Source organism: Halobellus sp. MBLA0158, from assembly GCF_041477585.1.
GTDB lineage: Archaea > Halobacteriota > Halobacteria > Halobacteriales > Haloferacaceae > Haloquadratum > Haloquadratum rubicundus.
Genome location: NZ_JBGNYA010000001.1, coordinates 649,438 through 660,820, shown reverse-complemented (window position 1 = coordinate 660,820; position 11,383 = coordinate 649,438). Strand labels below are relative to the sequence as shown.

The window sequence follows — 11,383 nt, the reverse complement described above, 5'->3', positions numbered from 1 at the left end:
GTTAGATCCAGTTCGTTTGGAATCTTGTTTCAACTGAAGTAGAGGTTCAGTTGTTCCTAACTTCAGTCATAGCCGTTTTTTCAGGTCTTCGCGGTCTTGGCCGGTAAATTGGTAATTATCTTCTGTTTCAAGCTGTTGGATGAGTTTGTCTAACTGTGGTTGTGTTTCGATCAGGTCTTTGACTATACAGGCTTGTATAAACAGTTTTAGATCCCAGACTTTGATGTTGTTTTGTGATGCGATTTCGCCTACGTGTTTGTCGTCGGTGAGTAGGATTTTGTCCTGTGTTTTTGCGGCTGCGATACATTCAGCATCTGTAAAAGATAGAGAGTTATCGATAACTTTTTCGGCGAATTCGAGTTCTTCTTCGGTCAGTGAGCGGATTTTGAGCCAGCCGCCGTTGTTTGATTTCTTTTCTTCAATTCTCCCAACAAACTCTGAATCTGCGACTCCGCCGCCGTGAAGTTCTTCGATAACTGATGGTATTGTTGAGACTTGGTCAAATACCTTGTTCAGCAGGTTCAGTCGGTTGATTTTGGAAAGAGAGCTTAGAATATTGTTGTCGACGACGACCATCTAACCTGCTTCACATCTCGTTCAAACGCTGTTCGCGATCTTCCTCTGAGAGAAAGCCGATGCTGCGTTCGATTCCACGGTTTTTGAGAATCTCTTTGAATTCTTCAGTGGATTTGCCGGCTATTTCGGCGGCTCGGTTCAGGCTGACTGATCCAGACCGGTATTTTTCGACAGCGAACTCGATACGGAGTTCAGGATTTTCTTTGAGAAGCGCTCTAAACGCTTCTTCAACTACTTCGTTGCGAGAGCTGAAGCCGCCGCTTTCACGTAGGATTTCGGCGTCTTCGTCCACATCTATCACGATCCCAGTCACCTCTTTGTTTCTACAAATAGAAATGGTAGACCAAGATATAAAACAGTACGTGTAGCAAAGAGAGACTGGGTTTATCTGAGTAGGAGCACTACGCGGAGACGCCTGTTTCAGGGCTTTTGGAGCGGAATTTTTCGATGTTTTTGTAGTAGTATGCGAGTGCTGTATGGACGTCGCTGAGAGATAGGTCCGGGTATAGTTCTGTTATTTCATCAGGGCTGTATTCGCTGTGTTCGTATGTATTGGCGATATCTTCGACTCGTATGCCGGTGCCTTCGATGGTTGGTGCTCCGTTGCTGTGTTCTTCGCTCTTCTGAATAGTCATATCCAATTTTTGTCTGACAATTTTTATTAAAATTCTTGTTTTTCAGAGCCTTTATTGGAGGATTCTTCATTTGAAACAGGCTATACCCTTCCTGTTTTGAGATTCTTTGAGATCTGTAGTCATCTGTGGTGGATTCTGGGGAACGGCTTCTGAGCGTAGCGGATCAAAGGGGTTTGCTTGAGGACCCCAGTGTTCGGCGATTGGTTCTAGCTGCGGGAATTTCTCAGAACGATGGATTGCAGGAGGCGGCGTTGAAAGCAGTGATCGGTAAGTCGGTGCAGAACTGGCAGTACCCGTTTGATGAGAGAACGTGGTTTGGTGAAGTTTCTTTGGGTGAGACGTTTCGAGGCGGTTCATTCGGTCTTTCACAGGACGATTTTACCAAGCATCTGTTGGCTGTGGGGCAGTCGGGTTCGGGGAAGACGACGTTGTTCTATAACTTGATGGAGGAGTTGGGTAGGCCGTTTTGGGCTTTTGATTTGAAGCAGGATTACCGCCATCTTGTAGAGGGTTTGGATGGTTTGTTGGTGCTGCCTTGGTCTGAGATCAAGTTGAATCCGTTGAGGCCGCCAAGAAATGTTTCACCGAGGCGTTGGGCGCAGGTTTTCGCTGAGATCTTTGGGCATAGCACTGCGTTGTTGAGCGGATCGAAAAACTACCTGTTGAAGAAAATCATCGAGCTATACCGGTTGTACGGCTTGTTTGATAGTTTTGAGGAACCGTTTCCGAGTTTGCACGAACTGGAGCTGTTGATCAGGAAAGAGAGGTTGAATTATGTACGGAAAGCGTCGGATTACCGCGACACACTGTTGAACCGGTTGGAGTCGATGAACTTGGTTGCAGGAACAGTGCTCGACTGCAGCAAGGGATACGGAGCGGAAGAGCTTCTGGATCGGGATGTTGTCTTCGAGTTTGACGGCCTCTCTCGGGATGTCCAGAACTTTTTGATGGAGATCTTGTTCGCATACGTCTACGAGTACCGGTTAGCTCAGAACCAGCGAGACAGTGGTTTGAATCACGCTTTCTTCTTGGATGAAGGCAAACGAGTCTTCAGTGTCTACAAAGAAAGACAGGATGCGTCGGGTATTCCGGAGATTGATGAGTTGACGGCGAAGATGCGGGAATTCGGTGAAGGACTAGTCGTAGCAGACCAAGAGGCGTCGAAGTTGACGGACTCGATCAAGGCCAATACCTACACCAAAGCTTTGCTGTCTACTGGTGATCAGAAGCAGTTCCAAGCCGTCGCGGAGTCGATGAATTTGTCTAAGCGGCAGATGGAATTTGCACAGGAACTCGATACAGGTGAAGCAGTTGTCCAGGTCGGAAACCGTAGTCCGGTACCGGTCAAACTCGACAACTACCGGTTAGACAAGAATGTCTCAGACAAAGAGCTGCGAAAACAGCAAGCCGAGAACTGGGAAAAACTCAGCCATAGTCCAAGAGAAACCACCCCCGACTTCCGAGAAAAAATCGGACCAAGCAACAGCAACGAAGAACAAGGATCGGAGATTCCAAGCGACCCCCGTGATCCAAACAGCGAGGTACAGCTCTCCAGCAGTGCTGAAAGACTTCTCGAAGACGTTGTCAACGATCCGTTCCGACCACTGACCGAGAGATACAGCGATTTTTCCAGTCGGTACAAGGGAAACAAGGCGAAGAACGAGCTCGTCGACGAGGGCGTAGCAGTTGAACGCAGAATCCACCAACAAGAGGACAAGCGAAAGCTGCTGCAACTCACCGAACAAGGCCGAAAATACGCTGAAAAAGATCTAGATCTGGAAGTGAAACACGGGGGTCGTGGCGGAATCATCCACCAATACTGGCAGCACAAGATACGAGACCTGTTCGAGGAAGCCGGCTGGGACGCCTTCCTAGAAAAGTTCGATGCCGACATCTACATCAATATGGGAAACACGGAGTTAGCGGTCGAAGTCGCAATGGGAGACAAACCAAGAGAAATCCAACACGTAGAGAAACACCTCAACCGAGACTTCACTATCTGGATTGCCTGCCGGAACAAAGAAATCCAAGACGGATTACAGCAAAGACTACAGGAGAACGGATTAGATCCAGATCAGGTAGTGTTTCGGCTGCTTCGACGGTTCAACGACGTGGAGAGCTTGTCATTGTAGGTGGTTCGGCGGTTTCGGCTGATCGGAAAGGTTTGTGTGTCTTGTTTTGAGGCTGTATTATTGTTAGCAGGGAAAATGTCTAGAACTGTGATGACTGCTGATTTTGGGCGTCGGTCGCTATATTTTACCAGCCCACCTATCGTCAATTGCACCATACGAAATGGTGCTGATCCATATTGACAGAAGACACTGATCTCTCTGAGGACGTATTCCCAGACTCAAAGTACAGCATCCAGGTACCGACGATGCCTGGCATAAGAACTGTCTGGGATGTTGTAATCGAGAAACACGGCGAAGAATTGGTCGGTTCACTTCGAGAGATACTCCCAGACCATACTGGTAGCGACCAGGATCTGTTGTATCGGTACGAAGTCGCAGAAGAATTTCTCAAATATAACCGCGAAGATGTTACCATTCGTGGCGGTAAGGAGAAAAGCCAGGCCAAGCTGGAAAAAGCAATTCAGACTGTGTCAGACAGTAACGATGTAGGCTATGAAACGGTTAGACAAGCCTGCGTAAGACCATATTCGGACAGCAATCGAAATCAAAAGCTCAGAGATGACTTTGAAAGATTAGCTGAAGAAGTTATTTAAATTTAATACGAATATTCTATATATTTTTTCACCTACGAGAGGATTGATAGTTCGGTGGATTTCTGTAGTTACAAGCAGAGTTTAGGAAGAATGCCGAGGGCTGAGATTCAGGGCGAGGTTCATTTGTCGGAGAAGGATAGACAGGCTTTGATGCAGCTGGATCTGTCCGGTTTTGATGCGGTATTTCGTGAGGGCCACGATAAGGATTATTTTGAGAGAGATCTCACGGTTGGATACTCGTTTTATGCGGTAGGTCATTTGATGTATGGAGCGACCTTTGGCCGTGTCTATAATCCTCCAGAGGAGTTCAGGGAGAAGGTTGAGGAATCGGGTACTCCGTTCTTTGAAGTTGACGCTGATGTCCACGAAACATATGAAATGGTTCCTCGATGGAAACGGACCTTTCTCCTCCTCGGCTCACCTATATTCACTCTGATTGTATTAGGCTCGACCGGACAAGTTGTAATTCGAGGACTCGGCTTTCTCGGGTTGACAGCTCCGACGTGGATTCCCTATCTGGCTGCTGTCCTGCTTGTATTATTTTTCGGGTTGACTTGGCCGCTCGGATTCTTCGGGTTGATCGAAGGCGAGGCCAAAGGCGGTCGTGACGACTATATGACCGAGAGAATCCAAGAGATAACTGCTGAAAACGGATTCGAGAACGTCTTTGTGAGTTGTGGAGATGCGCATCGAAAGCCAATTGCTCGATCATTAGAGCAAGACGACTGGAAGGTCGTAGAACAGCCATCCAAACACTGGTTAGCTAGAATCATCTCACTCGCAGACCGTATCACGGGCAGAATCCTCAGCCCGATTGAAACCATCAAGGAGGGGAAAAACCAGATTAGGAATCGTATCTGAAGCAAATTAATTTAAAAGTAAAACACTAATTTTCTCTTGAAAACCCAATCGAAGGAAGGAGAAGACAAGAGAAAGTAAAAAACGACCTCTTAACTGTTCGTATCAGGGTCTGCGAGTCCAATCTACGAACGGTTCAATGGACACCAAGTGAGAGCGGGGGCAAGAGAACGCCGGCAAGGGTTCCCACCGGCCAACTCAATCAACGCTTCAGTGGACCAGCCATCATTCGAATCTCTGTGTTTCCTCTCCTTCCTTCTCTATCCATTACGTGATTCGAAGAACTATGACCACGACCGAATACATCAACGTATCTAACGCTCTTCAAAATCTGGAAGACGAGGTCTCTCAGGAGAATTTCGAGGCAGTCCGCGACTTGATCAACCACGCTGCGGCAGAAGGCATCGGCGAAAGCCAACAGCAGCGGTATGCCTACGCTTGGAAAACCATTCTCGATAAGTTTGCGCCTGAAGATTTTGTTATAGACGGTGCTTCTGAGCAAGAAATCAAGAATGTCGTCGCGGCCTTGAATCGTAGTGATTACGCGGAGGCAACGAAGCACAAGTTCCGTTGCGCGGTCAAGAAGCTGTACACGGCGAAGAACAAGGGTCAGGCACCCGAAAAGGTCCAGTTCTTTTCGGTTCACAAAAGCAATAAGCCGACCTCTGTCTCCCGTGAAGACCTGTTTACGGAAGATGAACTGAAACAGTTGGTTCGGAGCTTTACGAGCACCCGTGATAGAGCCTTTACCTACGTTTTGTACGAGTCTGCGGCGCGGCCAGGTGAACTACTTTCCCGTAATATTGGAGACTTCACGTCCAACGAGAAAGGCGATTTTATCTACTTGGAAGGTGCGAAGGGAACGCCAGACAGGACGAACCAGCTTGTCCGATCGGGGAGACCTCTACGAGAGTGGATCGCGTCTCATCCCTTGGGCGGGGAGCCTGGCGATATTGAGGATCCTAATGCTCCTCTGTGGGTTAAGACTGAGCAGCAACAGTGCAGTAACTGTGGTGAGATCCCGCACCACCACGACGAATCTTGCGCCTATGAGCCTGATTTGGCGGATCGGATGAAGTACGATGCTTTCCGACGCGGATTCAAAAATGCGTGTGAAAAGGCTGATATTCCGGAGAATAAACGCACTCCATACAATTTGCGGCATACTCGTTTGACTGAGGTTGCGACGTTTATGGGGTATGAGCAGTTGAACAAGTTCGCCGGCTGGAAGCCAGGAAGTGACCGCGCTAAAGTCTATGTCCATCTCAACAACGACGACGTCAACAGAGCAATCCGCGACCAATACGGTCTTGACTCAAGTACAGAAGAAGACCAGAAAATTGAATGCTCGTTCTGCGGTTCGGAGAATCAATCGCAGTACAGTGAGTGCCGTAGCTGCGGACGCCCCCTCAACTTGAGAGAAGAGAAAAGCCGTGAGGAAAAGCAAGACGTGTTGGAGAAATTGTCTGAGTTGGAAGAGAACGGGGTTTTGGATAAGTTGGAGCGTTTGGATAAGTTACAGTGAGAAGGCGGGGGGTTAGAAATATAAAAATTTGACCAGTATTACTGGTTATGACCAGTTATACTGACGAGAAGGGGAGTGGGGTCTACATCCAATTTCCTCTACCCCAACAACGACTCTTCCGAAACCAAGCAACCCAAGACATCCTACTACTCTTCCTACGAAACCCCCACCAAGAATTCACAGTCACAGAAATCCGCAACACCACCGAACACGGAGGCGATACCATCCAAACAGCACTCAACGTCCTAGAAGCCGCAGACCTCATCCAAACACAGAGAAAAGGACGAAAAAAACTGATCAAAGCCAACAGAACACGGTACCACAACCCCGATGATCCACTCCTGTCGATACCGCAAGAAGAGTTCAGAACACCAGTCAAAGCATTCCTCGACCAACTCGATCAAACCGACGTCGACGTCGCCGGAGTAATCCTGTTCGGAAGCGTAGCACGAGGAGAAGCGGACCGCGCAAGCGACATCGACATCCAAATCATCGTAGAAAACGACCTTCTAGAATCACGACGCACAGTACAGGACATACGTCAAGAAATCGAAGAAAAACGGTTCGATGGAAACCGGTACGAGTTCCAGGTCCTCGTTGAATCAGTGGAAAGTGCTGAGAGCTACGGGGAAAAACTCCAGGAAATCTTTTCAGAAGGTATCAAACTCCGTGAAACCAACGAACTCGAACAAATCCAAGAGGCGGTCTTCAATGGATAACAGCCATATCCTACAACTGGCTGGAAAAAAGTACGAATGTATCTGTAACCCGACTCAGTAACGTTAGAAGGTATTTAAGTTGACTCCGTCTGCATTTTGAGAAGACTATGGTTGAAGTTCCTAATTCGGTTCATACCGTCTACACAGCAGAGGTCACGAAGAGAGACGGAGGTTATGTCGTGGAGGTTCCTGACCGCGAACTAGATCTCGGATCTGTCGACAAGGGTGAGACTGTCCGTGTTGCATTGCTTGAAGCCGAAGAAGCTGTTTCGGAGGATGAAGCAGATGGACGCCAAATGGTTGATGAAAGCAGTGGTCCGCCGGTAAGTGAAGGCGAAACCTTGGAGGTAACGATTGAATCTGTGGGTGATCAGGGAGACGGAATTGCGAAGGTCGACCGTGGGTACGTCCTGATCGTTCCAGGAGCTGCACCCGGTGAGCAGCCCAAAATCAGGGTAGAAGAAGTGAGGAAAAATGTCGGATTCGCAGAAGTAATCGACTAGAATGTCATAGAACTCTTCTCACGGTGGTTTATTCCACAATCTCCCAATTGAATGCGCCGCGGAGCTTGCGTGCGTATTGATCGTAAAGGTTCTACCAGTTCGACAGAGTATTCCGATAACTATGCGAGATACCCAGCGCGAGTCGGTCACAGCCGGCGACGAGCAATCTCGTATGCAATAGTCACAGGGACAGTGATGCTTAGCAAAACGAATAGGATTTCATCAACGGTTGGGCCAGTTTGTATGACCGAACTGTAGAATACGAGAACACCAATAGCGAGGACATCGACGACGGTTGCCACGTATTCTGAGTTCGTCCATTTCGGCATCGAATCTGTGGAGGGTATCTGTTGCAGTGCCGGAGAGATGAGGATATACTAGGTGTCACGGCGTGGATCTCTGTGGTCTCCCAATGCTGCGCCCCTCCTCTAACTCAAACGCCGAACCTCGAAACTGCCGAAAATTGGCTCCAAGCGTTTGTTTCCTGGCTCAATGCTCCAAACTAGACACTCCCATCCTCTTCTACTCCAGATTTTTCTAACTCTTCTGGAAGAGATATAGTATTCCCATCCTGATCGAGAACGAATATAGACTCTCCTTTCATAGGGCCTTTTCCCGCAGTGTTTTCTGGCCCTTCTTCAAGGGTATCAATTTCCTTGATTTTGTAGACAAAATCGTCGTCGTCGGGTGCTTTCCACGGATCAAGTACAACTACGCTGTATTTTTTCTCTTGTGGATATACATCTTTGTGGTCTTCCCAACCGACCATACTACATATTAGTGATCAAGTAACTAATATGTTCTGTCGGTTGACCTATTCTAGTACCGTATTACTCTTAAATATGAGGATAAAAAATAACTTCTGACTCAACGATCACTCTTCCGTGACTACCTGTCTGAAATGTGGTGAGGAAAATAATCTTGAACTTATACTTATTGCGGACTTTCTGATTGACGAAGAAACTGGACGACCGTATGCAAAGCATCGCTATCGATGTGGAAGATGTCAATCGGAGCTTAGTAAAGAACTGAAATGGTGGGAGTAAAAGCCTAAAATGCTGATATTCGGCTTGGCTCGATTTAGGATTGAATCCTGTTTGGTGAATATCCGTCTGGATTTATGGAGCCGATTTTTCGAGATAGTATCGGTACCCCATCAGGAACGGGGGGAAGCAGCTGGCGAGAGCACGCATTCCACTGGTCTAGAAATATAAGTGACTGTGAGTGTATATAACTAGCAAGGTGGACCAATCAGTCAAGCACCTACAGACGACACTGGAGACGTTCGCGACCGCAGTCCGGTCAGTTCCCGAAATTGAGGAGCCACCGCGGCCGACGCTAGCGGTGCTGAACCAGCAGCAAACAGAGGCCTACTGGAACCGTCTGCTCAGGTACTTCCTCGACCCGTCAGAACCACACGGCTTCAAGACGGCAATTCTAGACGGTATACTCGCAGTGGTTGCCGACCACGACGGGAGTGCCGAATTCGACCACCAGTCTGGCGACGAAATCGTCGTGGAGTCAGAAGTCCAGAGCACTGGTGGCAACCGTCCGGACCTGCTTGCCTACTGCCCTGAAGAGTGGTCCGTGTGTTTCGAACTGAAAGTCAACGCCAGCGAGGGGAGAAACCAGACCACTCAGTATGTTCAAGATAATTTCTTGCCGGATAACGTATCAGTCCCACCAAGCGATGAGTACCACGTTTACATCTCTAAGGCTACCCGTTCTGATTCTGTAGCTGATAGGTTTTATGACGTGTCTTGGCATACGGTTGTCGACGTGTTCGACGACGTATTGCTGTCGACACGAGGCGGCGCGACCGAACGGGGAGCAGCGCAGTTGCGGGATTTCCGTGATGCGATCAGCGAGGAGGTTAGTATGGAAGACCAGGAGTACACCGAACGCCAGCGCGAGCAGATGGCACTGTACATCGAACACTACGACGAGATCAGGACCGCACGAAAGGCCTTCGAGGCGGTCCGGAAGCGAGAACGGGACCGCTGGGCGACTCGGTTTCGTGAGCGGTATGCTCCCGAGAGCCTGACCGACGAGTGGTACTGTGATCCTTCGAAGTACGGCCTGCTGTTCAAGCACGGTTGGCGATGTGACGCCGACGGAAAGCCAGTCAAGGCTGTTGACGACGCCCGGTATCGACTTGAATTTCAGCAGTTCGTGCGTAAACGAGAGACGTGGGCTGAGGGTGAGCTCAGGTTCCGAGTCTACACTTCGCCCAACGGCGTACCCGACGCCTATAGGAACGCGTTCAAGGACTTAACGAACGAAGAGTTCTATGACGATCTGGCCACGATTCGTGAGCGACACGATATCGAACACGGCAGAGGCAACAAGACACAGGCCCAGAAATGGTACTCCTTCGACCCGAAACGTGGTCCCGAAGGATTCTACGAGACGCTGGCACAGGCCTTCGAGGAGTTCGTCGAATTAGCACCAGTCCTGACCGAAGTTCACGAGCGTGCGCTCGATATTGCTGCGGAAACTGAGTAAATATCCTTTCAGATAGATCTACAGATGGCTTACCCTGGATAACTACTGATCCACACTCACTCTTGCACAACCTCGTGTGGTGGATAGGTCTTCCGTATTGAGTGATTCAGAAGTCAAGAGGTGGGTATTATTGACTGTTTTTGTGGCGCTCTGGGGGTTAGAATGGGTTGTCGATCTTGGTTTTGTTGAGTGGTTTGGCGGTGCTGGTTTGGGCGGCTGCTTCTTTGACTGCGGTTTGGGTGGTCATCAGGAAGCAGTTGTACTTCGGTATACTTCGTTGGGTAACTGATTGCTTGAAGATGTTACCCGGATGCTCAGTATACTTCCGTACCACCACCACGAACTCTTCCGCCGCCTGAACAGCGACGAGTCCATAACCCTGTTCTGCGAGGAATGACTTGGTTTCTTCAAAATCTTCAACCGGGACTTCGAACCGGTACTGGTTGTGGTTGTAGTGTTTTCTTAGACGGGCGAAGACCTCGTCTCCCTCGAAGTAGTGCTTGAACAGGTATCGGTTGTCGACTTTGAAGGCGTTAACCTTCTCTAAGTTGACGCGGTGGAAGCCTTCCACCATTACAAATTATCTGTTTATTCTGCTACAGCAAGACTAATTCCCTGTTAAACCCGATTTCAACCGATACAAGGACTGAGACAAAACAATTCAACATCTTCTAAAGTTTGTGTAAGTATGTCACAGGTACTATCACGTCGACTAGCTGAGGCAGAAGAGCTGTTGAAAGAAGTCAATTCTTGGAGCGAGGAAGAGATCAAGGATTTGCCTAAGTTGTATCGAGAGAGGGCAAGGGAATACCGGGGGCTTCTGCAACACGGCGAAGACTAACCACCAATACCTCCTTCACCCCATTTTTTGTTTTCTGTGGACTACCTCGATAACCCCGAATTCGACATCAACGAATTATTGGAGGAGACCGGTCAGCGGCAGCAACAACGTCTTGAAAAAGAACTCGAACGCATCGAACAACAGCTCGAAGAGCGTGATGAGATTCACAGGGAGATCGTCGACGAACTCGAATCCAAACTTAGTTGGTACACAGACAGGCTCGAATCGCTTTACAAACAGAGAACTGGAAAAACCGGAGAACGACAAGAATTGAAAAACCAGATTAGTTCGTTCTACCGCCAGTTGCGAGAAGAGAAACAGCAGCACTGGCACGACAAACAAAAATTGGAGCAGGAACGCCGGGAACTTCTCCGCAAATTAGAAGAAGCTAGTGACACCGAGCTATTCGACGAGTTTCTCTCACTATGACATCAGGATCGGACAGAAAGAATCTCAGCAGCCACTGTATTCTTTACCACTTTTTTACAAGACCATA

Annotated in this window: 14 protein-coding genes; 9 read left to right on the top strand and 5 right to left on the bottom strand. The window is 48.6% G+C overall.

All coding sequences use genetic code 11. The features are described 5' to 3' along the window. Positions 1–66: 66 nt before the first annotated feature. The 3 genes from OS889_RS03390 to OS889_RS03380 form a co-directional block, all read right to left on the bottom strand. Positions 67–576, bottom strand: a complete 510-nt coding sequence (locus OS889_RS03390; RefSeq protein ID WP_372387284.1) for a PIN domain-containing protein — start codon at positions 574–576, stop codon at positions 67–69. Positions 577–586: 10 nt separating this feature from the next. Continuing rightward, positions 587–868: a UPF0175 family protein gene (locus OS889_RS03385; protein ID WP_372387281.1), complete on the bottom strand. Its 282-nt coding sequence runs from the start codon at positions 866–868 to the stop codon at positions 587–589. A gap of 109 nt (positions 869–977) precedes the next feature. Continuing rightward, positions 978–1,211 carry a DUF433 domain-containing protein gene (locus tag OS889_RS03380; RefSeq protein ID WP_372387279.1) on the bottom strand — a complete coding sequence of 78 codons (234 nt, stop codon included), beginning with the start codon at positions 1,209–1,211 and terminating at the stop codon, positions 978–980. Between the two features lie 128 nt (positions 1,212–1,339). Here OS889_RS03380 and OS889_RS03375 point away from each other — a divergent pair, with 128 nt between their 5' ends. The 6 genes from OS889_RS03375 to OS889_RS03350 all read left to right on the top strand — a co-directional run bounded on the left by OS889_RS03375 (position 1,340) and on the right by OS889_RS03350 (position 7,541). Beyond that, the gene (locus OS889_RS03375) at positions 1,340–3,343 is read left to right on the top strand and encodes an ATP-binding protein (protein WP_372387277.1); all 2,004 of its coding nucleotides are present in this window, start codon (positions 1,340–1,342) and stop codon (positions 3,341–3,343) included. Between the two features lie 176 nt (positions 3,344–3,519). Further along, complete coding sequence (locus OS889_RS03370; protein WP_372387275.1) at positions 3,520–3,936, top strand: hypothetical protein; 417 nt, start codon at positions 3,520–3,522, stop codon at positions 3,934–3,936. A gap of 150 nt (positions 3,937–4,086) precedes the next feature. Next, the gene (locus tag OS889_RS03365; protein ID WP_372387273.1) at positions 4,087–4,797 is read left to right on the top strand and encodes a hypothetical protein; all 711 of its coding nucleotides are present in this window, start codon (positions 4,087–4,089) and stop codon (positions 4,795–4,797) included. Positions 4,798–5,080: 283 nt separating this feature from the next. After that, complete coding sequence (locus OS889_RS03360; protein ID WP_372387271.1) at positions 5,081–6,319, top strand: tyrosine-type recombinase/integrase; 1,239 nt, start codon at positions 5,081–5,083, stop codon at positions 6,317–6,319. A 47-nt stretch (positions 6,320–6,366) separates the two neighbouring features. Beyond that, a complete protein-coding gene (locus OS889_RS03355; protein ID WP_372387269.1) occupies positions 6,367–7,038 on the top strand; it encodes a nucleotidyltransferase domain-containing protein in 672 nt (223 codons plus the stop codon). 107 nt (positions 7,039–7,145) lie between these two features. After that, positions 7,146–7,541 (top strand): TRAM domain-containing protein, encoded by a 396-nt coding sequence (locus tag OS889_RS03350; RefSeq protein ID WP_372387267.1) that lies wholly within the window; start codon positions 7,146–7,148, stop codon positions 7,539–7,541. A 502-nt stretch (positions 7,542–8,043) separates the two neighbouring features. Here OS889_RS03350 and OS889_RS03345 read toward each other — a convergent pair. Beyond that, positions 8,044–8,310 carry a hypothetical protein gene (locus OS889_RS03345; protein WP_372387265.1) on the bottom strand — a complete coding sequence of 89 codons (267 nt, stop codon included), beginning with the start codon at positions 8,308–8,310 and terminating at the stop codon, positions 8,044–8,046. 473 nt (positions 8,311–8,783) lie between these two features. Here OS889_RS03345 and OS889_RS03340 point away from each other — a divergent pair, with 473 nt between their 5' ends. Further along, on the top strand, positions 8,784–10,046 hold the full coding sequence (locus tag OS889_RS03340; RefSeq protein ID WP_372387263.1) for a PD-(D/E)XK nuclease family protein: 1,263 nt from the start codon (positions 8,784–8,786) through the stop codon (positions 10,044–10,046). 157 nt (positions 10,047–10,203) lie between these two features. Here OS889_RS03340 and OS889_RS03335 read toward each other — a convergent pair whose 3' ends face one another. Next, positions 10,204–10,620: a hypothetical protein gene (locus OS889_RS03335; protein ID WP_372387261.1), complete on the bottom strand. Its 417-nt coding sequence runs from the start codon at positions 10,618–10,620 to the stop codon at positions 10,204–10,206. A 114-nt stretch (positions 10,621–10,734) separates the two neighbouring features. Here OS889_RS03335 and OS889_RS03330 point away from each other — a divergent pair, with 114 nt between their 5' ends. After that, on the top strand, positions 10,735–10,887 hold the full coding sequence (locus tag OS889_RS03330; RefSeq protein WP_372387259.1) for a hypothetical protein: 153 nt from the start codon (positions 10,735–10,737) through the stop codon (positions 10,885–10,887). 36 nt (positions 10,888–10,923) lie between these two features. Beyond that, positions 10,924–11,316: a DUF8104 domain-containing protein gene (locus tag OS889_RS03325; protein ID WP_372387256.1), complete on the top strand. Its 393-nt coding sequence runs from the start codon at positions 10,924–10,926 to the stop codon at positions 11,314–11,316. The last annotated feature ends 67 nt before the right edge of the window (positions 11,317–11,383 follow it).